At 46.7% G+C, this 22,118-nt stretch carries 24 protein-coding genes; 21 read left to right on the top strand and 3 right to left on the bottom strand.

From position 1 onward, the window contains the following. The first annotated feature begins 203 nt into the window (after window positions 1-203). From folB to Cabys_RS08000, 5 genes are read left to right on the top strand one after another with little or no spacing between them, the layout of a single operon-like run. A complete protein-coding gene (folB, locus tag Cabys_RS07980; RefSeq protein ID WP_225868916.1) occupies window positions 204-554 on the top strand; it encodes a dihydroneopterin aldolase in 351 nt (116 codons plus the stop codon). Window positions 555-557: 3 nt separating this feature from the next. Beyond that, window positions 558-1,040, top strand: a complete 483-nt coding sequence (gene folK / locus Cabys_RS07985; RefSeq protein WP_006929807.1) for a 2-amino-4-hydroxy-6-hydroxymethyldihydropteridine diphosphokinase — start codon at window positions 558-560, stop codon at window positions 1,038-1,040. Between the two features lies 1 nt (window position 1,041). Next, window positions 1,042-1,689, top strand: coding sequence for a deoxynucleoside kinase (locus Cabys_RS07990; protein WP_006929808.1), 648 nt, complete (start codon window positions 1,042-1,044; stop codon window positions 1,687-1,689). Between the two features lie 3 nt (window positions 1,690-1,692). Further along, window positions 1,693-1,878, top strand: coding sequence for a hypothetical protein (locus Cabys_RS20025; RefSeq protein WP_006929809.1), 186 nt, complete (start codon window positions 1,693-1,695; stop codon window positions 1,876-1,878). Beyond that, entirely contained in the window at window positions 1,847-3,154 is a 1,308-nt protein-coding gene (locus Cabys_RS08000) for an HD-GYP domain-containing protein (protein WP_169313657.1), read from the top strand. Before Cabys_RS20025 ends, Cabys_RS08000 begins: the two co-directional genes overlap by 32 nt. Here the strand turns inward: Cabys_RS08000 and Cabys_RS08005 are convergent. Beyond that, entirely contained in the window at window positions 3,117-4,100 is a 984-nt protein-coding gene (locus Cabys_RS08005) for a phosphatase PAP2 family protein (protein ID WP_006929811.1), read from the bottom strand. The two genes, Cabys_RS08000 and Cabys_RS08005, sit on opposite strands and share 38 nt — an antisense overlap. 602 nt (window positions 4,101-4,702) lie before the next feature. Between Cabys_RS08005 and dinB the strand changes: the two genes are divergently transcribed. From dinB to Cabys_RS08030, 5 genes are all read left to right on the top strand, one after another. Then, a complete protein-coding gene (gene dinB, locus Cabys_RS08010) occupies window positions 4,703-5,881 on the top strand; it encodes a DNA polymerase IV (protein WP_006929812.1) in 1,179 nt (392 codons plus the stop codon). A 180-nt stretch (window positions 5,882-6,061) separates the two neighbouring features. After that, window positions 6,062-6,673, top strand: coding sequence for an N-acetylmuramoyl-L-alanine amidase (locus tag Cabys_RS08015; protein WP_006929813.1), 612 nt, complete (start codon window positions 6,062-6,064; stop codon window positions 6,671-6,673). 22 nt (window positions 6,674-6,695) lie between these two features. Continuing rightward, window positions 6,696-7,076 carry a hypothetical protein gene (locus Cabys_RS08020; protein ID WP_006929814.1) on the top strand — a complete coding sequence of 127 codons (381 nt, stop codon included), beginning with the start codon at window positions 6,696-6,698 and terminating at the stop codon, window positions 7,074-7,076. Next, a complete protein-coding gene (locus Cabys_RS08025; RefSeq protein ID WP_006929815.1) occupies window positions 7,076-7,630 on the top strand; it encodes a hypothetical protein in 555 nt (184 codons plus the stop codon). Before Cabys_RS08020 ends, Cabys_RS08025 begins: the two co-directional genes overlap by 1 nt. Window positions 7,631-7,635: 5 nt before the next feature. Beyond that, complete coding sequence (locus Cabys_RS08030; RefSeq protein WP_006929820.1) at window positions 7,636-8,085, top strand: hypothetical protein; 450 nt, start codon at window positions 7,636-7,638, stop codon at window positions 8,083-8,085. A gap of 63 nt (window positions 8,086-8,148) precedes the next feature. Here the strand turns inward: Cabys_RS08030 and Cabys_RS08035 are convergent, their stop codons facing one another. Then, window positions 8,149-8,988, bottom strand: a complete 840-nt coding sequence (locus Cabys_RS08035; protein WP_006929821.1) for a DUF1848 family protein — start codon at window positions 8,986-8,988, stop codon at window positions 8,149-8,151. A gap of 105 nt (window positions 8,989-9,093) precedes the next feature. After that, window positions 9,094-10,179, bottom strand: coding sequence for a histidinol-phosphate transaminase (hisC, locus tag Cabys_RS08040; RefSeq protein WP_006929823.1), 1,086 nt, complete (start codon window positions 10,177-10,179; stop codon window positions 9,094-9,096). Between the two features lie 270 nt (window positions 10,180-10,449). Here hisC and pstS point away from each other — a divergent pair, with 270 nt between their 5' ends. From pstS to argH, 11 genes are all read left to right on the top strand, one after another. Next, window positions 10,450-11,529 (top strand): phosphate ABC transporter substrate-binding protein PstS, encoded by a 1,080-nt coding sequence (gene pstS, locus Cabys_RS08045; RefSeq protein WP_006929825.1) that lies wholly within the window; start codon window positions 10,450-10,452, stop codon window positions 11,527-11,529. Window positions 11,530-11,682: 153 nt separating this feature from the next. Then, window positions 11,683-12,618 (top strand): phosphate ABC transporter permease subunit PstC, encoded by a 936-nt coding sequence (gene pstC, locus Cabys_RS08050; protein WP_006929826.1) that lies wholly within the window; start codon window positions 11,683-11,685, stop codon window positions 12,616-12,618. After that, window positions 12,615-13,463 carry a phosphate ABC transporter permease PstA gene (gene pstA / locus Cabys_RS08055; RefSeq protein ID WP_006929827.1) on the top strand — a complete coding sequence of 283 codons (849 nt, stop codon included), beginning with the start codon at window positions 12,615-12,617 and terminating at the stop codon, window positions 13,461-13,463. The genes pstC and pstA overlap by 4 nt, the downstream gene beginning before the upstream one ends. Before the next feature lie 7 nt (window positions 13,464-13,470). After that, window positions 13,471-14,256, top strand: coding sequence for a phosphate ABC transporter ATP-binding protein PstB (pstB, locus tag Cabys_RS08060; protein ID WP_150109368.1), 786 nt, complete (start codon window positions 13,471-13,473; stop codon window positions 14,254-14,256). A gap of 166 nt (window positions 14,257-14,422) precedes the next feature. After that, on the top strand, window positions 14,423-15,088 hold the full coding sequence (gene phoU / locus Cabys_RS08065; protein WP_006929829.1) for a phosphate signaling complex protein PhoU: 666 nt from the start codon (window positions 14,423-14,425) through the stop codon (window positions 15,086-15,088). A gap of 625 nt (window positions 15,089-15,713) precedes the next feature. Next, a complete protein-coding gene (locus Cabys_RS08070) occupies window positions 15,714-16,322 on the top strand; it encodes a GNAT family N-acetyltransferase (RefSeq protein ID WP_006929831.1) in 609 nt (202 codons plus the stop codon). Further along, window positions 16,294-17,502: an argininosuccinate synthase gene (locus tag Cabys_RS08075; RefSeq protein WP_006929833.1), complete on the top strand. Its 1,209-nt coding sequence runs from the start codon at window positions 16,294-16,296 to the stop codon at window positions 17,500-17,502. The genes Cabys_RS08070 and Cabys_RS08075 overlap by 29 nt, the downstream gene beginning before the upstream one ends. Next, complete coding sequence (argC, locus tag Cabys_RS08080) at window positions 17,499-18,464, top strand: N-acetyl-gamma-glutamyl-phosphate reductase (RefSeq protein WP_006929835.1); 966 nt, start codon at window positions 17,499-17,501, stop codon at window positions 18,462-18,464. Before Cabys_RS08075 ends, argC begins: the two co-directional genes overlap by 4 nt. Window positions 18,465-18,634: 170 nt before the next feature. Then, entirely contained in the window at window positions 18,635-19,405 is a 771-nt protein-coding gene (argB, locus tag Cabys_RS08085; RefSeq protein WP_006929837.1) for an acetylglutamate kinase, read from the top strand. A gap of 4 nt (window positions 19,406-19,409) precedes the next feature. Further along, window positions 19,410-20,483: a M20 family metallo-hydrolase gene (locus Cabys_RS08090; RefSeq protein WP_006929839.1), complete on the top strand. Its 1,074-nt coding sequence runs from the start codon at window positions 19,410-19,412 to the stop codon at window positions 20,481-20,483. A 126-nt stretch (window positions 20,484-20,609) separates the two neighbouring features. Beyond that, window positions 20,610-21,956: an argininosuccinate lyase gene (gene argH, locus Cabys_RS08095; protein WP_006929841.1), complete on the top strand. Its 1,347-nt coding sequence runs from the start codon at window positions 20,610-20,612 to the stop codon at window positions 21,954-21,956. Window positions 21,957-22,118 lie beyond the last annotated feature (162 nt).

Genomic DNA, 22,118 nt, shown 5'->3' on the forward strand with positions numbered 1-22,118 from the left:
ACGCATTGATGTTAAAGGCCCTACACTCCAAACCGCCTCCTCTTCCGTCCGCGGAGGAGGAGGCTGCACGGAGTGCAAAACCGCCAATGATCCCGCAAGCCGATCGCCTGCCTTAAATATTTTTCGGTTTTTACGTTAATTCTTTTTAAATTTAGAACATATTTAAAGAAAAATGCATAAAGCATGGAGATGGCATTTTGGATGTGATTCGCTTAAAGAACATGATCTTCTACGCCCATCACGGCTATTATGAAGCCGAGCGAGAGTTGGGCCAGAAGTTCGAAGTGGATATGGAAATTCAATGCGATTTCAAGGAGGCCGCCTCTTCCGATGACCTTAAAAGGACGATCGATTATCGAAAGATTTATAAAATTGCCAAAGACATTTTTGAAAATTCGAAGTTTAAATTGATCGAAACCGTTGCCGAACGCATTGCCGAAAAAGTGCTGGAGATGCCCGGCATCCAGAATATTCTCATCCGCGTGCGCAAACCGCATGTTCCGTTGAACGGTTTGCTGGATTATGTGGAAATCGAAATTTTCAGGGAAAAATGAAGCATGCGTTATTTTGTCGGCCTGGGGAGCAATATGGGCGATCGGTTACAAAATTTAAAAAAAGCGCGCGATGTTTTGCAAAAGATTGGCGCGATCGAAAGACAATCGCCTGTGTTTAAAACGCCTCCCTGGGGCAACAGGCATCAGAACGATTTTTTTAACGCGGTGATTCAATTACAATGCCACATGCAGCCGTTTCGATTTTTGCGTAAATTAAAGCAGTTCGAAACCCAACTGGGCAGGGTAAAAAGCGAACGCTGGGGGCCGCGGGTCATCGATCTTGACGTGCTGGAATGGGAGGGGCCGGTCGTTCAAAGCGACATATTGAACATTCCACATCCGTTGCTGCAGAGCCGCGATTTTGTTCTTGTGCCCCTGTCGCACATTGCGCCGGATTTTAAATTTAGATCGGGTAAAACGATAACCGAGGCCGTTGCGTCTCTGGATCAGGTTGAAGCTTGTCAATTATTGATAGAGAACTGGTAAAATGTCTTTAAAAAATTTACACTACATTGCGGTAGAAGGGGTGATCGGCGCCGGTAAAACAACCCTGGCCGACATGCTGGCCAAAACGCTGGGCGCGCATCTTATCCTCGAAGAGTTCGAAGAAAATCCTTTTTTAGAAGATTTTTACCGCGATCCGGAGCACTACGCCTTTCAGACGCAAATTTTCTTTTTGCTCAGTCGTTTTCGACAGTTGCAGGAGTTGCGCCAGGTAGACCTCTTTCGTCAAAAGGTAGTCAGCGATTACATTTTTGAAAAAGACCGCATCTTTGCCACCCTCAATCTCTCAGAAAAAGAGATGAAGTTGTACGACGGAATAGCCCGCTTAATCGAAAAAGAAGTCCCCCGTCCTGACCTGGTAATCTATTTGCAGGCTTCAACTCAGCATTTGATGGAAAACATCAGAAAACGCGGCCGGCCCTACGAAAAAAACATCGAGTACGAGTACATCGACGCTCTGAATGAGCTGTATAATCGTTTCTTTTTTCATTACACGCGCACGCCTTTGCTGGTTATTAACACCGATGAAATTGACTTTAAACATAATGAAGACGACTACCGGGACATCCTGGTGCAGATTAACCAGCACACAGGCGGCACCAGATATTATGTGCCAAAAAAAGCAAGGTGAACCATGTTACGTTATCTATTCCTCTTTTTAATTGGGTACGTTTTTTATAAATTTTTTAAATCAATGGTCGAAAAAAAACAGACACCGGTAAAAGGGTCTAAAAATGATCAGGAATCGTTTCAACAAAAGTACAAAGATTTAATAGAAGATGCGGACTTTGAAGAACTCGACGGAGATAAAAAAGACTGACCATGCGGAACCTGAGGTTTCGCGTCTTAAGCAAGAAGTCGAACGTCTGTCAGCGCTTCTCGAGATTTCCGACTATCTAGCCAGCACGCTTGATCTTGACGAGCTATTGCTCCGCGTAATGGAAGTAACCCGCAAACAACTGAACGCCGAACGTTGTACGGTTTTTTTAATCGATTTCGAACGAGATGAGTTGTGGTCTAAAATTGCCATGGGCGTACAGGAGGAGATCCGTTTCTCCTTAGATAAGGGCATTGCCGGCCACGTTGCCCGGACGGGTGAAATTTTGAATATTAAAGACGCTTACGCCGATCCGCGCTTTAATCCCGAAGTGGACAAAAAAACAGGGTATCGGACGCGCAATCTTTTAACCATGCCCATGCGCAATAAAAAGAATGAAATCATCGGCGTGTTTCAGGTTCTGAATAAAAAGGAAGGCTCTTTTACCGCAGAAGACATCGAACTTCTCAAAGCCATCTCTTCTATTGCCGCAACGGCCATCGAAAACGCCAGCCTTTACGATGAACTGAACCAATCATTTGTCAGTTTTGTGGAAACGTTGTCGATTACGCTTGACGCCCGCGACTACATTACCTCCGGACACTCCCGGCGCGTCACGCTTTATTCAGTGCAGGTAGCGCGTTTAATGCGGCTTCCTAAAAAGGAGATCGAATTAATTCGTTACGCCGCGCTTTTGCACGATATCGGAAAATTGGGCATTCCGGAAATAGTCCTGTTTAAAAATAAAAAACTTACCGAAGAAGAGTACAACATTATTAAACGTCATGCAGTGTTAAGCAAAAGCATTCTCTCTAAAATTCGCTTTCAGCGTCATTTAAAAGAAATCCCGCAAATTGCCGCCGCCCATCATGAAAAAATCGATGGCAGCGGCTATCCTCAGGGCCTCAGGGGCGATGAAATCCCCCGCGGCGGTAAAATACTGGCTTTGTGCGATGTGTTCGACGCCCTGACTTCCCGTCGCCAGTACAAAGACCGCATGGATATTGTTGAAGTAATGGACATTCTGGAAAGAGAAACCGGCCGCTCGTTTGAGCCGTTTGTGGTTTACCATTTCAAAAATATTACTTTAAACGTGCTGATTGAAATCCTGGAGTTCGGCCACAAAGAAGATTTTAAAGCGCAAGATCTGGAGCTTTTACGCAATTACACGCTTAAAGATTTGATTCGAATCCGCAAACAGGGCGCGGAAAACGATGAAGAATTTCAGGTCGCAGAAATTTTTATGTATTACTACCAACGAAAGTATCGTGGGGAGTAAACTCTTGTTCCTGCAACTGAAGGAGTCTGTCATCTACTGTGGCGTATTTGCGGCGTAGATTATTCCACCAGCTGTCAATGTGTGGGGCTACAAAGTAGGTAAAAATGGCCAGGGCAAAGCCCGCAATAATATCCACCACGTAATGATGGCGCAAATAGACCGTTGCCAGCACCAGACTGATTCCCGGAACCAATAGCACAAAAAAGAGCTTTTTACTGTACTTAAAAGCATACATCAAACTGATTAAGGTTACCGCGCAGTGTAAGCTGGGAAAGGCCGCCCGGGAAGAAGATGGATTTAGATTGATCAGTTTATTCTGCATGTGCGTGATAAAGCCTCCGCTGAAATCACGCGTAAACTCAGTGGCCAACGTTAAGCGGGGCGGCGCAGCAGGAAAAAGGATGTACAAAAAATACCCGAAATAAAAACTGAGGATGGTACCGATTAAAACTTTACGCATCTCCAGCGGCCTGTTTTTGACTAAAAGATAAAGAACCACCACCACGGCAATGATAAAATAGTTCATGTAACTTATGCTAAAGTAGTCTGTTAACCAGGGATGGTAGAATTGTTGCGCCCACAACACAGGTTGCACGCCAAATAGCCACTGTTCAATGCGAATAAGCGTATCGTGAACATCATGGGGATTCACAAAGCCGATGGTGTCGTGCATGTTGGTGTAAATGGCGATACAAAACAAAAAAGGCATTACTTCGCGCAGCCACCAGGTGTATTTCCATAAAGGTCGGTACTTTACAAAATAGTAAAAAGCGATCATTAAAGCGAGCGTCACGGCCAGACGAGTTAAGCCTCCGTAGTATCGGCGAGGAATATTCATTCCCGCTTCAATAAAATACAGATTGGCTTTTATGGTTATCAGTAAAGACGGAATAAAAAATAACAACGCCAGAAATTCTTCTAATCTTAAATTGAAAATCCTTTTCATCAGCACCCTGTTTTTTAAATTGTTTAAAGAATATTAAATTAAGATGAAAATTTAAATTTACCAAGAATTTTTCCAGACGTTGACAATTTAAAATTACGAATTACGAATTACGAATTACGAATGAGTCTGCTCTAAAAAGATGATTTGTCATTTCGAACGAAGAAAGAAATCTTATGGCTTAAATAAAAACGGCTTATCTTTTAAAGTTTTTTTTGCAGCTGTCGTAAAAAAGCTTTTTTAAATTAGACTCATTTATAAATATTTATCTCATTCAATAATTACTTCACCCCTTCGGGATTCTTTAATTCAGCTATTCAAATAGGGCAGCTTTGCCGCAATCAAAAACATTTCCGCGGGAATTTAAGCAACCACAGAGCGCACGGCGCACAGAGAAGTCACAAAGGGCGAAAAGAATGTTTTAAATTAAAAATAGTTTCAGTTGCCCTCACCCCCTGCACCCCCGTGTAAGTGATTCCTGAGCTGGCCAGTTTCGTGCAAATGCGAGAAAAGAAATGACAGACCGGCAACCATTCAACCAATCAACCATCCAGTCATTCTTGTTTAAAGAGGTAATCTGCCTTAAATTGCGGTAAAGGATGGGCATGAAAAGAATTATATTGCATGTGGACATGGATGCTTTCTTTGCCGCTGTTGAGCAAAGAGAGCATCCCGAACTTAAAGGAAAACCGGTAATTATCGGCGCCGATCCCCGTGGTGGGCGGGGCAGAGGCGTGGTATCCACCTGTTCCTACGAAGCGCGCAAGTTTGGCGTTCATTCTGCCATGCCCATATCGCAGGCCTATCGTTTGTGCCCCCACGGTATTTATTTGCCACCCAACGGGGCGTTGTATCAGCAGGTGAGCCAGAATATTTTTCAGATTTTTTATGAGTTCACCGATCTGGTGGAACCCGTTTCTATTGACGAAGCCTTTCTGGATGTCACGGGCAGTGTGCGTCTGTTTGGCGATGGCCCGACCATAGCGCAAAAGATCAAACAACGCATTAAAGAAAAAGAGCGTCTCAGCGCTTCTATTGGCGTGGCTCCGAACAAATATCTGGCTAAAATCGCTTCGGATCTGCAAAAACCGGATGGCCTGGTTGTGGTTGAAACCGACCAAATAGAAACGTTTTTGTGGCCGCTGGATATTTCCAGATTGTGGGGAGCGGGGGAACGCACACAGCAGATTCTACGGAAGATGGGCATTAACACCATTGGCGATCTGGCTCGCTTTCCGCCGCAGGTTCTTAAACAAAAATTAGGCTCGGCGGGCGAACACTTTTACCGCCTGGCACACGGTTTTGATGAACGACCGGTAATTACTCGCGAAGAGGTCAAATCCGTGAGCAATGAGCACACCTTTGGTAAAGATGTGGACGATATGGATGTTGTCCGCAAACAACTGGTGTACCTGGCCGAAAAAGTCGGCTACAGACTTCGAAAAAAAGGACTGAAAGGCAAAACCATTCATCTGAAATTGCGCTATGATAATTTTTCCACCATTACGCGCAATATGACCATTTCGCCGCCCACCAATCAAACACGCCAGATAGTGGATGTGGCGCTGGATTTGTTTGAAAAGAACTACATCAGCGGTCGGAAGGTACGACTGGTGGGCGTGGGCGTAAGCGGGTTTGATACGCAGGCGGCCAGGCAAACGAATCTGTTCGATGTATTAGATGAAAAACAGCAGAAGCTCGATCAGGTTCAGGACCTGCTCGCCGATCGCTTTGGCCGGCATATTGTCCAAAGGGCGGAGAGTCTGAAAAAGAAAAAGAAGTGATGGCGGGCAAAAACGTTCTTCGCGGGGCGGCGGCCGCCCGACTCGCTTTAATCAATCAACCAATTTCTCCCCTGAACTAAAAATTGCACTTGATTTCAATTTTCTTAAATTAAAAACACAGCATGGAAGCCCGCTTTCTTTTCAGGGAAGACCTCAGTAAAATTCATTGGAGATTAAAAAATGGCTGTGTTTTGTACCGACGCCGGTCACGGAGGCGTGGACAGCGGAGCGGTGTGGCAGGGCGTTCGCGAAAAAGACATTAATCTTCAGGTGACTCTTCAGTTAAATCAATGGCTAAAGCAAAAAGGACATCGCGTTTTTACCACGCGCCGCTCGGATGATCACGTTCCTCCCCTGAGAACGCGTTGTAAGCTGGTCAATGCGCATCACCGCCAAAAAGCGCCAGCCTTTGACGCCATTATTTCCATTCATTGTAATGTGGCGGCGCGCTTCGAGCCGTCGCTTGACGATTATCTTCCCCTTCCACAAAGGCGCGGACTCTACGTTATTTACAGCGAAGAATCGCAGGCCGGAACTCAACTGGCGCAAGCCATTGCCCGCGCCTGCAAAGAGCAGGGCATTCAGCTGGCTCACGGCGGAAAAATTTCCACCGTGGAATTGGGACGCAGCCTGGCCTGGATTCACCAGACCCTGCCGCCGGCCGTTCTGGTGGAGCTGGGATTTTTAACCAATCCGGAAGAACGCGCCTTATTGCAGGATGCGTCATACCAGCAAACCCTGATTCAGGCCATTGCTGCCGGCCTGGAAAACGCAATAAGTCCCGTCACCTGAAAAATCTGGAAAGGAGAAGTTGATGGACAAATTCCGTGGTAAGCCAAGCGCCTGGCTGCTTAAAAATTCTAAAGGGTTTCCCGATTTTTTATTTACCATTTTGACCTATTCCATGATTCTGCTGATTTTTTTAATGCTGATCTGGATTGCCTTTGCCATATTAGCTTTCATCCATGCCGGTTCGCCCAAGGCCGTTATTTTAATTCAGATTATGGACAGCATGAAAACCGGCTTAATATCGCTGGCTGGCGTGGTGTTTGGACTGGCCGGAAGTTACACGGTGCGACGTTTTAAAACCGATGATCATTACCTCCAGAAAAAGCGGCTGGAAATAGAAGTGGATCGGGCAGAAAAAGATGGTAAACAAGGATTGCAGGTGGTTGAAGATCAGGAGGACATTTAATGCCGGATTTAAGCGCATTCACCGTTTTGTTCGACGTTTTGTTATTGCTCGTCCCGCTGCTGGTGGCCATGTTTCTGGTTTACAAACTGATTTTACCTCGAAAGCCGAAATTGGTCCTGGGAATTTTAGCGGGAATGGGAGCGCTTGGCGCCTTTTTTCTGCAGCGCAAATTAAAAAAAGCGTTTGCCGTGGAAGACAAACTGAGCGAGTTCAACGAAAAATACGCTCGTTTTAAAGAGATCCAAAAACGACGTCAGGAAGCGGTAACGGCCAATCAGCAGGTGATTAAGGTGCTCGAAGAGAGACGCAAAAAACTGGAACAAAATGCAGAAAAATATCGCAGCGAATTACAGTTGATCGACGCGGAGTTGAAAGATCGCCTGGCGTTAAACGAAAAATTGATCCATGATGCTCAGTCGTTTCTGGCATCGGCAAAAGAACGCAGCGCTCAGCGAAAAAAACTCCTGACTCATGATCCGCCGCCCGATGCCCCTTCTTCTAAAGCCAGTGATTCTGATATCGAAATTGACGGCTACCGTTTATTCGAGGAGTAGAGCCAATGAAACTGATTAAATCGATGGTCTGGTGCCTTTTATTGGTGGCGCTGGTTGGGGCCCAAGCGCGTGACGAATTAAAACGCGCGCTGGCTGAATGCGAAGCCGATCTGCAGGTCAGCTTGCAGAAGATCGAGACCCTGACCAGAGCGCTGGAAACGACCGATGAGCTGATCCAGAAAAAAGAACAGGCGCTGGACAGCCTGCTGGCCAATCTGCAGCGACAAATAGAAACCCAAACGCTGATTCGGGCAAAGCTACAATTGAACGCCGATACATTGCAATTGATGGTAAGCGACTACCAGCAAAAATTGGACGAAGTGGCTGACCTGTACCGTAAAGAATTAAAAAAGAGCAGTCGGCCGTGGATTTTTACCAGACAGGGTTTGCAGGGCTTCACCACCGGTATTTTAATCGGCGGTGCGCTGGGGTTGATTTACGGACTGCTGCTCTGACGTTTAATTCCGAAAAAAGCAGAACCATTCACCCAGCCGGGCTGTTTGGCCGGGGATTTAACGTTATTTCCACAGTGGATTGGCGTAGCAGTAAATACAGCCAAAATAGCAGGGCTGTCTGCGGTAATCGCCGATGTCGATGGAACGCGTACAGGCGCACTGAGCGCGCGATGGGGCCCGCGCCTCGGAAACCTTCTTCTTGCCGGTCAGGCGGTTCAAATAATGACCGTTGATGCAGGCCGCTTTTTGGACGCCGACAATTTTTAGTAAAAAATCACTGCAGCAGGCTTCGATTTTAATTTGATGCTTTTCGGCAATTTCGACCATGCTGGATACCGTTGATTTAACAAACGCCGCGGAAGGATCGAGTAAGCGGACGTTGGGAAATTTTTGCCTGAGGCGGCGTTGAAATTTAGCGTAAGGCGTGGCCACGCTTGTAGTGCAGCTTTTTAAACCCAACTGACTGATTTCCCGGGCCAAAAATTCAAACTCTCGCCCGTTAAAGTTTGATTGAACTGTATTGCCTTCCTGCCAGAACACCAGAGGATCATAACGCCAGACAATGCGCTGAGCTCCGTAAAATTTTACCAGCTCTTCCAGTTGCCGCAGCTGGCGCTTAATGAGCATGGAGCTCTTTTCCAGCACGGAGGGCGAGAGGATGGTAAAGTGAAAAAATAACTGGTAGCCCTCAAAAACGGCGCGTTTTTTAAGAAAATGACTGTAATTGCGCGACCAGAAGACAAACCACTCCACATGCTCTGTATCCAGCAAAACGCGTTTAACCGCTTGCGGATAAAAGGGATTTTGCACCTCCACAAAGCCTTCTCTGATTCGCTGAATGAACCAGTTCAAATAAAAAGCCGGAATATCTGTACGCCGCGAAGCGGATATGATGTCCTTCATTGCTTTGTCGCCAATTACAGTTTGAAAGAAAAAAATCGTGTACCGCTGATTTTTTCAGAGGCACACGATTTTAATTTTAAAATGAAGCGAATTCAGTGCAAGCAATCACAGTACTTTTTTCAGCTTCTGGGCAAAAAATTCATTCTCTTCCGGCAGACCGATGGAAACGCGAATGCAGTTGGGCAGACCAAAAGACTTTAAGGGGCGAACAATTACGCCCTCTTTAAGGAGCTTTTCAAACAGTGTATTAACGCGTTTCTCCGATTCAAAGACAATGGTCACAAAGTTCGTGTACGATTCCAGGTACTGCACCCCTACTTTTTTGAACAGATCGTACAAAAACTGTTTACCGATGCGATTATTGTGCAGGGTCTGCTCCAGAAAATCGGCGTCTTCCATGGCAGCCACGGCAGCCATTTGAGCCAGCGTGTTGGGCTCAAAAGTCAGCTTAATCTTCATCAAATTAGCGATCAACTCCTCGTGCGCAAAGCCATAGCCAATCCGCACACCGGCCAGGCCATAGGCCTTGGAAAAGGTGCGCAGAGTAATCACATTGTCCAGTCGGTATTGCATGGAATCCGGATAGGTCGGAGCGTCATGCGCGAATTCAAAATAGGCTTCATCCAGAATAACCAGTACGCGTTCCGGCACTTTTTTGATAAAGTTCTGGAACTCGCTGACCGTAAAAATGGTGCCGGTCGGGTTGTTTGGATTGGCCAGGTAGATGATTTTGGTTTTGGGCGTAATCCGTTCGGCCATGGCTTGCAGATCGAGCCGGTAATCTTTTAACGGCGTACGGATTACTTTGATGCCGCGCGACTGCGCCTGAACGTCAAAGGTAACAAAGGAGCCGTGGGAAGTAATCGCCTCTTCATCATCCAGCAAAAAAGTGCGCATAATGGCGGCAATAATTCCTTCCGATCCGTTTCCGGTAAACACATTTTCGATTTTTACATCGTACTTTGCGGCCAGCGCCCGGCGTAATTCGTAAGCATCGGGACTGGGGTAACGGTTGACGGTGGTTAAGGCTTTGTGCATGGCCTGTAAGGCCAGCGGCGAAACGCCGATCGGGTTTTCGTTGGAAGCTAATTTGACAATTTTACTAAGGCCCAATTCTCGCTTTAACTCTTCAATCGACTTGCCCGGTTTATAGGGCCTTAAATCTTTGATGTGTTGTGGTACCAAAGGCATCGGGTTTCCTTTCTTTATTGGCCAATAACTATGAGATTAATTTAACAAATTTTTAACAACAAAAAAATCAAAAGTGAAGGACGCCAGTAGGGCAATGGATGGGGCATCGCCCAAAATACACCCAAAACAAACCATCTGCCCTTTCCTGATCTCAGAGAAAAATTCCGGACAGAAAACGAACTTTAACAAAATCCTAATATAATCCTAACAAAAGAATGCTAATCTTTCACTTAAAGATAGAAATCAAACGTTATTAATCAGGAGGAAAAAATGAGACTTAGGTTTATTGCCATTTTGTTGGTGGCTTTTTCAATCGTATTTACGCTCAACGCCTGTAAAAAAGAAGATGGAAAAGCGGGTAAAGCAAGCGTAAAGGTAATTAACGGCGCAGGCGCTACCTTCCCTTATCCCGTCTATTCGCAGTGGGCTTACAAATATGAAAAGTTAACCAGAATTAAAGTAAACTACCAGTCGATCGGTTCCGGCGGCGGTATTGCCCAGATTAAAGCTAAAACCGTTGACTTTGGGGCATCGGACGCGCCTTTAACAAAAGAAGAACTGGACGAGGCCGGCTTAATTCAGTTTCCGATGGTCATTGGCGGCGTGGTGCCGATCGTTAATCTGCCTGGCGTGGAAGAAGGAAGCATTAAACTTTCTGCTAAAGCGCTGGCCGATATTTATCTGGGAAAAATAAAAAAGTGGAATGATCCGCAATTAAAACAATTGAATCCGGACGTTGATCTGCCAGATAAAGCGATCACCACCGTACATCGTGCTGATGGTTCTGGCACTACATGGATTTTTACCAATTATCTTAGTAAAGTTTCTGATGAGTGGAAAGAGAAAGTAGGATTCGGAAAGGCTGTTGCCTGGCCGCGTGCAAGCAGTGTAGCCGGCAAGGGAAATGAAGGCGTGGCTTCATTTGTGAAAAATGTAGAAGGGGCCATTGGCTATGTTGAGTATGCTTATGCCTTTCAAAATAAAATGAATTATGTCCAGTTGCAGAACAAAGACGGAAATTTTGTAAAGCCTGTGATCGAAAGTTTCCAGGCCGCAGCGGCCAATGCCGACTGGGCCAACGCCCCTGGTTATTACATGGTTTTAACCGATCAACCTGGAGCCGATTCCTGGCCCATTACCGGCGCATCTTTCATCTTAATGCATAAAGAGCAGACAGATAAAGACCACGCCAGAAATGTGCTGGAGTTTTTTGACTGGTGTTACAGGCATGGCGCAGACTTAGCGGTTAAGTTACATTATGTCCCGGTTCCTGAAGCCGTTTATACCATGGTTGAGACAACCTGGAAGAACGAAATCCGGGCCAATGGACAACCCGTCTGGGATAAATAAAAATCCTTTTGATGGGTGCGGATAAACTAACATTGTGACTGTAGTTTTTTGGCAAAGCGTTAAAGGCGTCAAAAGGGCCTTTAACGCTTTCATTAAATAAACGCAAGGATGGAAGAAACATAGGTAAATGGTAACGGAGAGCGCAAAAAAGAGATGAAGCTTTTACTCGAACGCAGCACACAGAGTCGGAGCGATGGTGTTTTCAGGTTGTTGACCATTTTAGGAGGGGCTTTGATCTTATTGATCATGGCTTTGCTGTTCATTGAACTGGTCAGCAATTCCTGGCTTTCCATCGAAAAATTCGGCTTACGTTTTTTTTACACCAATATCTGGGATCCGGTTCAGCAGGAGTTTGGCGCGCTTTCCAGCCTTTACGGAACGCTCATATCTACGTTAATCGCCATGATTATTGCCGTGCCGTTAAGTCTGGTCATCGCTTTATTTCTGGTAGAGATGGCGCCGCCCCCCATAAGTAAGTTTTTTGGAATGGCCATTGAGTTGCTGGCTGCCATACCCAGTATTATTTATGGCATGTGGGGGTTATTTGTCTTTGCGCCCCTTATGGCCCGCTATATTCAGCCGTTTTTGCAAAAAGTAAGCGGCAATTTCTTTTTGTTTGAAGGGCCGCCAATGGGGATTGGCATGCTGACCGCCGGAATCATTCTGGCCATTATGATCTTACCTTTTATCAGTTCGGTGATGCGCGAAGTTTTTTTGATGGTTCCATCGGTGGTTAAAGAATCGGCCGTGGGCATGGGCGCCACCACCTGGGAGATGGTCAAGGTGATGATTCGCTATGGCGTACAGGGGATGATCGGGGCTACCTTTATCGGATTGGGCCGGGCGATTGGCGAAACCATGGCCGTAACGTTTGTAATTGGAAACAGCCATGTTATTTCCACGTCTCTTTTTGCTCCTTCCAACAGTATTACCGCCACCCTGGCCAATGAGTTTGCCGAAGCGTCCGAACCGCTCTACCTGAGCGCACTGATAGAGCTGGGGCTGTTGCTCTTTCTGGTAACCTTTTTAATTCAAATGATCTCTCAATTGTGGCTAAAACGGATTCAGAAAACAATGGGTGTCCAATGAAAGAACGATCAGAAAAGACCAGAGTTTACCTGGATTTTGTCATTCGAATGATTTCCGCCAGCGGCGCGTTGCTGGGGCTTGTTTTCCTGATCTGGATTTTGGCGGTTGTGCTGCTAAGAGGCATTGCGTCCATCGACTGGGCTTTTTTTACAGAACTCCCCGCTCCGCCGGGCATGGGCGGCGGAGGTCTGGCCAATGCCATCCTTGGCACGTTGATCATTACCGTACTGGCAACCCTGCTTAGCGTACCCTTTGGACTTTTGGCGGGAATTTATTTGAGCGAATTCGGTGGTCAGTCTAAGTTCGCTCAGTCAATCCGTTTTTTTACCAATATTTTAATGGGCACGCCTTCCATCATCATCGGTATTTTCGTGTACACGCTTTTAGTTCGTCCTATCGGTCATTTTTCTGGCTATGCCGGGGCGGTGGCTCTGGCCATTTTGATGTTGCCGTTGGTAGCCCGAACCACAGAAGATATGCTGCAATTGGTTCCCAGTGCCTTGCGAGAATCTGCTCTTGCCCTGGGCATGCCCCGCTGGAAGGTTACGCTGAATGTCGTGTTCAGAGCTTCAAAAAAAGGTTTGATTACAGGCATCATGCTTGCGGTTGCGCGTATCAGCGGCGAGACGGCTCCTTTACTTTTTACGGCGCTTAACAGTCCATACTGGCCCGAAAACTTTGCACGCCCAACGGCAAATCTTACGGTAACCATTTTTAACTATGCCATGTCGCCTTATGCCGACTGGCAACAGTTAGCCTGGGGCGCTTCTTTTTTGATTACCTTTACAGTACTAATTACAACAATCGGTGTACGTTATTTAGTGAGAGATAAACATGTCAAATGAAATTATTATGGAAAAAGCGGATAAAATTATGACCAAAGGCGAGGGAAGAATCTCCGTACGTAATTTAAATTTCTTTTACGGAGATCAACAGGCCTTGTTTAACAACAATCTGGAGATTTTGCCTAAAAAGGTCACGGCGATTATCGGCCCTTCCGGTTGCGGCAAGTCCACCCACCTGCGCGTTTACAATCGTATCTACGAATTGTATCGCGATCAGCGGGCAGAAGGCGAAGTGTTCCTGGACGACGAAAATATTCTGTCTGAAAACACCAATCTGATCAAACTGCGCAAACGCGTGGGCATGATCTTTCAGAAACCAACCCCCTTTCCCATGTCCGTCTTCGAAAATGTGGCTTACGGTTTGCGCTTGCACTACAAATTGAGTAAAAGCGAACTGACCGGCCGCGTGGAAGAAGCCCTCAAACGCGCGGCTTTATGGGATGAAGTGAAGGACAAACTCAATCAACCCGGAACGGCTTTGTCCGGAGGCCAGCAGCAACGTTTATGTATTGCCAGAGCCATTGCCATTGAACCGGAAATTTTGTTGATGGACGAACCAACCTCGGCCATCGATCCTATCGCCACGGCTAAAATAGAAGAACTGGTCGAGTCTCTTAAGAATCGCTACACCATCGTCATTGTAACACACAATATGCAACAGGCCGCCAGAATTTCTGACTACACGGCGTTTTTCTATAAAGGATACATCGTTGAATATGGCGAAACCAGGCAAATTTTCACCAATCCCAAAAAGAAAGAAACGGAAAATTACATTACAGGCCGATTCGGTTAATAGCTGAATAGGGAACATATCAGCTAAAAGTCATTTAAAATGGGTAAAGCATATTGAATTTACGCCGTAAACAAGTTATAATTGTATAAGGGCTGATTACCAGTTTGAATCGGAAAAGCCCGGACTATTAAAAACGAATCATTTACCCTGTAAAGGAATTAAAACGATGAGCATACATTTGCAAAAAGACATCGAAAAGCTGAAGAAAAAGGTGCTGACTTTAAGCATGATGGTGGAAGAGACGCTTTACGATGCCGTAACCGCATTAAAAACACAAAACAAAGAATTAGCTCAGCGAGTCATTGAGAATGATGAAAAAATTGATAATATGGAAGTGGAAGTGGAAAATGACTGCCTGAAGATTTTGGCTTTGCACCAGCCCGTGGCCATTGATTTACGCTACGTGATTTCCGTGTTAAAAATCAACAATGACCTGGAAAGAGTGGGCGATCTGGCTTCCAACATTGCCCAGCGGGCGATGGAGCTGATGTACCTGGGACAGAACGATTTACACTTCGATCTGGATACCATGTTCGAAAAAGTGAAAATTATGCTCAAAAATAGTCTTAAAGCCCTGATCAACCTTGATATTGATGAAGCCAAATCGGTTTTACAGATGGATGATGAGGTGGATGCCATGCATCGCAGCCTCTATCAATTGGTGGCCCAAAAGCTTGCCGAAAATCCGCAAAAGGCAGCCATCTACCTGCAGTACATCTCTATTTCCCGTTATCTGGAACGGATTGCAGACCTGGCAACCAATATTGCCGAAGATGTAATTTACATGGTGGAAGGAACCATTGCCCGCCACAGCCCGGAAAAATTTCAGTGAAGTTAGAGAAAAATTTGATCACTTTTGAAGTTTTATTTAATTCTGTAAAGCCATGACCGAATTTAAATAAGGAACACGGAAGTTCTGGGACTCTATGGAAAGAAGCAAGGCCCGTAGCCATCCTGCTGAAAAGCAGGATGGCTATTTTGTTTAGAAAACTTTCTTCAAAAATTCTGGCGCTTTGACGACCCTAAATTTTAAAGCGGCTGAAAAAAAGCCGCTCAATTAACAAGTACGCCATACGCGTAAATGAAAAACCCTCCTCATCGGACTCGAAAAAAATCGTCAAATTCACTTTTTACGCCGCATTGCTCAAATGTCGCGCCATTTCCTTTGTCTTCTTCACGATAATTAAATCAAAAGTCTTTTGCCTGAACCAAAATGTATAAAATTGCATGCAAGTGTAAAAAAATTTGCATTTTCTTTGCTGTTTATTATATTTGCCAAAACAAAAATTGAAACGGTTATGATGCAAAGTTTAATTTTTATTCACTTACCACGCTATTTTTATTTTTACCGACCTCGCGGGCGACGACGATCGTAGGCCCTGCTTTATTTACAAAACCAAACGTATTTTTATTAATCGAATCGCGTAAACTTTTTCTTTACTGAGAAGGAGTCATTAATGGACAAAAACAAAGTAACTATTGTAACTGCAAGCCAGGAACACTTTAAATATGCAGAGAAAATCTGTGAAACAATCGAAGACGCCGCTAAAATCAGAGGCACCGGTATTGCTAAACGCAAACCGGAATATATCCGCTCCAAAATGCGCGAAGGAAAGGCGGTTATTGCCTTAACGTCGGATGGCCGATTGGCCGGCTTTTGCTACATCGAAAGCTGGGGCAAAGAGAAGAATTACGTGGCCAATTCCGGTTTAATCGTCGTGCCGGAGTTCAGAGAGCTGGGACTGGGCAAAATGATTAAAAAGGCCGCCTTTGAACTTTCTCGCAAAAAATATCCCCATGCCAAACTGTTTGGTATTACCACCAGTCCGGCGGTGATGAAAATAAACTATCAACTTGGTTACCGGCCGGTAACCTTTGCCCAGCTCACGGACGACGAAGAGTTCTGGAAAGGTTGTGAGAGCTGCGTAAATTTTGACATCTTACAACGAACCAACAGAAAGCATTGTCTGTGCACGGCCATGCTGTTTGATCCAGAAGAAAAGAAGAAAAACAAAACGAAAGAAAGTGAAGTCATCAATGAACAAAAAAGTAGTGTTGGCCTTTAGCGGCGGTCTGGATACCACCTACTGCGCCAAATATCTGGCGAGTGAAAAGGGGCTGGACGTTTTTACCATCGCCGTTAACACCGGCGGTTTTTCGAAAGACGAGGTGGAGGCCCTGGAAGCCAAAGCCCGCCAGCTTGGCGTCGTCGAGCACCGCACGGTAAACATTGAACAGGAATTTTACGACCGGTGTGTCAAATACCTGATTTTTGGCAACGTGTTACGCAATGGCGTTTACCCGCTTTCGGTCAGCGCAGAACGCGTGTTTCAGGCCATGGCTGTTGCCGACTATGTGAAAGAGATCAACGCCGATTACGTGGCGCACGGCAGCACCGGCGCCGGTAACGATCAAATCCGCTTTGATATGATCTTTCAGATTCTTTTGCCGCAGGTTGAAATTTTAACGCCCGTGCGCGATCAAAAACTTTCGCGCGAAGAAGAGATCGCCTACCTGAAAAAGTTTGGGCTGGATGTGCCTTGGCAAAAGGCAAAATATTCCATCAATCAGGGGCTGTGGGGCACATCGGTGGGCGGAGAGGAAACATTAACATCGCACCGTCCTTTGCCTGAAGAGGCGTACCCCACACAGGTTACCGAACAAACGCCGCTGGTTTTAACGCTGCAATTTGAAAACGGAGAGCTGAGCGGATTTAATGATCGCAAGTTTGACAATCCGCTCAAGGCCATTAAAGCCTTAAACGCCCTAATTGCCCCTTACGGTATTGGACGGGACATTCACGTGGGCGATACCATCATCGGCATTAAAGGAAGAGTGGGCTTCGAAGCGCCGGCGCCGCTGCTGATTCTAAAAGCGCATCAGTTGCTGGAAAAGCATGTTCTTACGAAATGGCAGATGTACTGGAAAGACCAACTGGCCAACTGGTACGGCATGCTGTTGCACGAAGGGCAATATTTGGAGCCGGTAATGCGCAATATCGAAACGTTTTTAGAGGACACGCAACATCATGTCAGCGGAACGGTTTTTGTAAAAGTTCATCCTTACCGTTTTGAATTACAGGGAATTAAAAGTCCCTTTGATTTAATGGCTTCCGACGCAGCGGCTTACGGCGAAATGAACCATTTATGGGATGGTAACGACGCCCGCGGTTTTGCAAAGATTCTGGCCGTCCAGAGTAGAATTTTCCATCAGGTGCAACAAAAAGCCGGAGGTAATGAGGAATGATTCGTGCGGGAATTGTGGGCGGAGCGGGATATGTAGGCGGCGAATTACTGCGCATTTTGCTCAACCATCCATGGGTGGAACTGGCTTTTGTACACAGCCGCAGTCAGGCCGGTAAACCGCTAACCGACGTGCACAAAGATTTAATCGGCGAAACAAAGATGTGTTTTTCGGAGACTATTTTACCCGATGTGGATGTGTTGTTCCTGAGTATGGGGCATGGCGCATCTGCGGAGTTTTTACAAAAAACGAACCTCAAGTCTGGTATTAAGATCATCGATTTAAGTCGGGACTTTCGTCTGAAAACAACGGACAACGATTTTGTGTACGGTTTGCCGGAAGCATTTAAAGATCAAATTAAAACGGCCTCGAAAGTTGCCAACCCGGGATGTTTTGCCACGGCCATTGAACTGGCTTTGTTACCGCTGGCTGCCGGCGGTTTGCTGCAGGCGGAAGCGCATGTTTCTGCCATTACGGGTTCCAGCGGGGCCGGGCAGGCCCACTCAGAAACCACGCATTTTACCTGGCGCAGCGGCAATGTGTCGCTTTACAAACCGTTTAAGCATCAGCATCTGGAAGAAATTAAGCAAACCCTGCAGCGCGTCGGCAGCGGTGAACAGCCGGTCATCCGTTTTGTGCCCATGCGCGGCAGTTTCACGCGCGGCATTCTGGCGGCCGTTTACACAAAGGCCAAACTGAATCTAAAAGAAGCGCGCTCTTTGTACGAAGCCTATTTCCTTCAGCATCCCTTTGTGTTTGTGGTCGAGGCTAACCCGGATGTAAAGCAGGTAGTCAATACCAATAAAGCGTTGCTGCACCTGATAAAAGAAGACGATCAGCTGCTCATCATCAGCGTCATTGACAATCTGATTAAAGGCGCCGCCGGTCAGGCCGTGCAAAACATGAATTTAATGTTTGGCCTTGCGGAGAATGTGGGATTGCATTTAAAACCATCGGCTTATTAAAAGTTGCAAAAGTAATCGTCGGTCTGTGGCGGCCAGATGAACTTAATATGCTGCAAATCCCGGGCGGCTTCCGGACAGCGCAGCGATATGTTTTTACGCGTTGTACACGAAGCGTTCGTAATGTTGAAATCGGCTTAGCGACGCGTTTAAATATTTAACAGGCGAACAAGATGAAAAGAAAATTAACGATTTTTAAAATAGGCGGAAGAGTTCTGGAAGATGAACAGGCATTGGGCGCATTCTTAAAGGCTTTCAGCGCCTGGCCGGAACTCAAGCTGCTGGTACATGGCGGCGGGAAAAAAGCGACGCAAATTGCGGATCAATTAGGCTTTACGCCCCGCATGATCGAAGGCCGGCGCATTACCGATGAACCGGCTCTGGAAGTGGCTTTAATGGTTTACGGCGGCCTGTACAACAAAAAGATCGTGGCTCTGCTGCAGGGACTTGGCGTAAATGCCGTTGGTTTAAGCGGAGCCGACGCCGGATTGATTTTGGCCCAAAAACGGCCGGCGCAAACCATCGATTTTGGGCTGGTGGGCGACGTCGTAAAGATTGATTCGCTGCGCGTACACTGGTTTCTGGAAACTGATCTGACCCCGGTGTTTTGCGCATTGACGCATGATGGCCGGGGACAAATGTTGAACACTAACGCCGATACTATTGCCACGCAACTGGCCATTTCCATGAGCGCCGTTTTCCCCACGGAATTGATCTTCTGCTTCGAAAAGCCGGGTGTGCTTGCGCAGGCGCAGGACGAATCCAGTGTTATTCCGCAACTGAATGCGGCACTTTACGAACGGTATCGCCAGCAAAAGGTCATTACCGATGGGATGATTCCCAAGCTGGACAACGCCTTCGACGCCTTACGTAAAGGAGTGCAAAAGGTGCGCATTACGCATTTTAATCAACTGAAAAAAGGAACGCATATTACATTGGAATAATCTCATGCAAAATATTCAACAATTGACCAACGAAGCCATCGAACTGCTTAAGCAATTGATTAAACGGCCGTCTTTTAGCGGGCAGGAAGATGAAACTGCGGCGCTGATCGAGGCCTTTTTGCAGGAAAAGGGCGTCGCCACCAGCCGAAAACACAACAATGTGTGGGCGCTTAATAAAAATTTTGATCCGACCAAACCGACGCTTTTGCTCAATTCACATCACGACACGGTACGTTCGGTGCAGGGCTGGCAAACCGATCCGTTTGAACCGGTGGTCAACGACGGAAAATTAATCGGACTGGGAAGCAACGACGCCGGCGGGCCGCTGGTCAGTTTGCTGGCTGTTTTTGTCTATTTTTACGAAAAAGAGAATCTTTCGTACAACGTTATCATGGCGGCCACGGCAGAAGAAGAAAATTCCGGTGAAAAAGGTATCCGCTCCGTACTGCCGGAATGGGGCGCCATAGACCTGGCGATCGTTGGAGAACCAACCGGCATGCAAATGGCCACTGCCGAAAAGGGCCTGATGGTTTTGCGCTGTAGAGCGCATGGCGTGGCCGGCCATGCCGCCCGCAATTTGGGGGAGAACGCCATTCTAAAAGCAATGAAAGACATCGAATGGTTCAGCACGTTTCAGTTCCCAAGAGTTTCGAAACTGCTGGGGCCGGTGAAAATGACGGTAACCACCATTCAGGCCGGCGAACTGCACAATGTGATTCCCGATCGTTGCGACTTTACAGTGGACATCAGAACAACGGAAGTTTACACGCATGAAGAGATTCTGGACCTCATCCGCCAGAATATCGAAAGCGAGATCGTTCGCACTTCGCTGCGCCTGAAACCGTCTTCCATCGACGCCGGGCATGAGCTGGTGAAAATTGCGGAAAAAATGGGCATCTCCACCTTTGGTTCGCCCACGCTTTCCGATCAGACTTACATCGAAGCGCCCTCTGTGAAAATGGGGCCGGGCATGTCGGAGCGTTCGCACACGCCCAATGAGTTCATTTACCTGAGGGAGATTGAAGATGGCATTAGAAAATACGTTCAGCTATTGGAAAGGCTGCTGGGGGGAGGGTAGGATGTTTAGTGGTTTAGAAGTTTAGGGGGGTAGGGGGAAGAGGTTGAGGTCGGCCTGGCATTCCGGTCCCGCACGTGGCGGAATGAGGTCAGAGACCTTTGTATTTTAAAAAAAGAGAACGGTATCATGAAAAACAGTAAAAAAGTGTGGCAAAAAAATAGTCCATTAGATGCAGAAGTGGAACAATTTACCATCGGCAAAGATCTGCAATTGGATGATCTGCTGGCCCGGTGGGATGTCATCGGTTCACTGGCGCACAGCGCCATGTTGCGAAAAGTGGGATTGCTCGATGAAAATATCCATCAAAAGCTGCAAAACGGCCTGAAGCAAATTCTGCGCCAGATTGATTCCGGCTCCTTTCGTTTTGAGCCGGGCGTAGAAGACATTCATTCGCAGGTTGAATTATTGCTGACCAAAATGGATGCCGAAGCCGGAGCGCGTTTGCACACCGGCCGTTCGCGCAATGATCAGGTGCTGGTTGACCTGCGGCTTTTTGTACGGGCCGAAATTAAAAAGATCGTGGAACTGGTGCGCGCGCTTTTCGATTTGCTAATCCATTTAAGCGAGCAGTACAAAGACGTTTTACTGCCCGGCTACACGCATTTGCAGATTGCCATGCCATCGTCTTTTGGCCTGTGGCTGGCGGCCTTTGCCGAAAGTCTGGTGGACGATTTAATCCAGTTGCAGGCCGCCTACCGCCTGGTCAACAAAAATCCTCTGGGCTCTGCGGCCGGGTACGGCTCCGGCTTTCCTTTAGATCGCCAAATGACCGCCAGACTGCTGGGCTTTGATGAGTTGAACGTCAATTCGGTGTACGCCCAGATGACCAGAGGCAAAATGGAGCGCGTGGTCGCCCAAGCGCTGGGCGGCATCGCCGAAACGTTGAGCAAGCTGGCCATGGACCTGGTGCTCTATCAGAGCCAGAACTTCGGATTCGTTAAATTTCCGGAAAGCATTACCACTGGTTCGAGCATCATGCCGCACAAAAAAAATCCGGATGTGTTTGAGATTTTACGCGCCAGGTGTAATCGCTTAAAAACATTGCCTGTGCAGATACAAATGGTTGCCAACAACCTGCCTTCCGGTTACCACCGTGATTTTCAGATTACAAAGGAGCAGTTTTTACCCGCGTTTCAGGATTTGAAGGAGTGCCTGACCATACTCATCCACGTGCTGCCCAAAATGGAAGTCAACCGCCAGATTTTAAAAGATGAAACATACCGCACTCTTTTTACAGTGGAAGCGGTAAACGAGCAGGTTAAAAAGGGCGCGCCGTTCAGAGAGGCTTACCGTCAGGTGGCCGAAGAGGTGAGCAAGGGGCTGTTTAAACCTCCGGAAAAGGCGCATTACAGCCACGAAGGCAGTATCGGCAATCTGGCCAACGCGCAGATTAAACGCCAGATGCAGTCGATTTTAAAAGAATTCAATTTCGAAAAATGGCAACGGGCGCTGGAAAAATTGACTGCCGATTAGCTCATGACAATCGATCCAGGGCAGCAAAACTGCAACCAGAATCAACTGCAACGCGCTCAAAGTAATTTTCTCGCAGATTACGCCAATAATCGCAGAAAAAGATTAAACAAATTATGAGTTCAGTATAATAACCACGAATTTCACGAATGGACACGAATATAT

It is taken from the genome of Caldithrix abyssi DSM 13497, from assembly GCF_001886815.1.
GTDB lineage: Bacteria > Calditrichota > Calditrichia > Calditrichales > Calditrichaceae > Caldithrix > Caldithrix abyssi.

Bases quoted from the DNA above. Each gene is read 5' to 3' on its own strand.
- Cabys_RS08015 (WP_006929813.1), top strand. From the start codon at position 6,062: ATGGCTGTGTTTTGTACCGACGCCGGTCACGGAGGCGTGGACAGCGGA.
- pstC (WP_006929826.1), top strand. From the start codon at position 11,683: ATGAAGCTTTTACTCGAACGCAGCACACAGAGTCGGAGCGATGGTGTT.
- argB (WP_006929837.1), top strand. From the start codon at position 18,635: ATGAAAAGAAAATTAACGATTTTTAAAATAGGCGGAAGAGTTCTGGAA.
- pstB (WP_150109368.1), top strand. From the start codon at position 13,471: ATGGAAAAAGCGGATAAAATTATGACCAAAGGCGAGGGAAGAATCTCC.
- Cabys_RS08030 (WP_006929820.1), top strand. From the start codon at position 7,636: ATGAAACTGATTAAATCGATGGTCTGGTGCCTTTTATTGGTGGCGCTG.
- pstA (WP_006929827.1), top strand. From the start codon at position 12,615: ATGAAAGAACGATCAGAAAAGACCAGAGTTTACCTGGATTTTGTCATT.
- Cabys_RS08020 (WP_006929814.1), top strand. From the start codon at position 6,696: ATGGACAAATTCCGTGGTAAGCCAAGCGCCTGGCTGCTTAAAAATTCT.
- Cabys_RS08090 (WP_006929839.1), top strand. From the start codon at position 19,410: ATGCAAAATATTCAACAATTGACCAACGAAGCCATCGAACTGCTTAAG.
- Cabys_RS07990 (WP_006929808.1), top strand. From the start codon at position 1,042: ATGTCTTTAAAAAATTTACACTACATTGCGGTAGAAGGGGTGATCGGC.
- Cabys_RS08070 (WP_006929831.1), top strand. From the start codon at position 15,714: ATGGACAAAAACAAAGTAACTATTGTAACTGCAAGCCAGGAACACTTT.
- Cabys_RS20025 (WP_006929809.1), top strand. From the start codon at position 1,693: ATGTTACGTTATCTATTCCTCTTTTTAATTGGGTACGTTTTTTATAAA.
- argC (WP_006929835.1), top strand. From the start codon at position 17,499: ATGATTCGTGCGGGAATTGTGGGCGGAGCGGGATATGTAGGCGGCGAA.
- argH (WP_006929841.1), top strand. From the start codon at position 20,610: ATGAAAAACAGTAAAAAAGTGTGGCAAAAAAATAGTCCATTAGATGCA.
- Cabys_RS08035 (WP_006929821.1), bottom strand. From the start codon at position 8,988: ATGAAGGACATCATATCCGCTTCGCGGCGTACAGATATTCCGGCTTTT.
- hisC (WP_006929823.1), bottom strand. From the start codon at position 10,179: ATGCCTTTGGTACCACAACACATCAAAGATTTAAGGCCCTATAAACCG.
- Cabys_RS08025 (WP_006929815.1), top strand. From the start codon at position 7,076: ATGCCGGATTTAAGCGCATTCACCGTTTTGTTCGACGTTTTGTTATTG.
- pstS (WP_006929825.1), top strand. From the start codon at position 10,450: ATGAGACTTAGGTTTATTGCCATTTTGTTGGTGGCTTTTTCAATCGTA.
- folK (WP_006929807.1), top strand. From the start codon at position 558: ATGCGTTATTTTGTCGGCCTGGGGAGCAATATGGGCGATCGGTTACAA.
- dinB (WP_006929812.1), top strand. From the start codon at position 4,703: ATGAAAAGAATTATATTGCATGTGGACATGGATGCTTTCTTTGCCGCT.
- Cabys_RS08075 (WP_006929833.1), top strand. From the start codon at position 16,294: ATGAACAAAAAAGTAGTGTTGGCCTTTAGCGGCGGTCTGGATACCACC.
- Cabys_RS08005 (WP_006929811.1), bottom strand. From the start codon at position 4,100: ATGAAAAGGATTTTCAATTTAAGATTAGAAGAATTTCTGGCGTTGTTA.
- phoU (WP_006929829.1), top strand. From the start codon at position 14,423: ATGAGCATACATTTGCAAAAAGACATCGAAAAGCTGAAGAAAAAGGTG.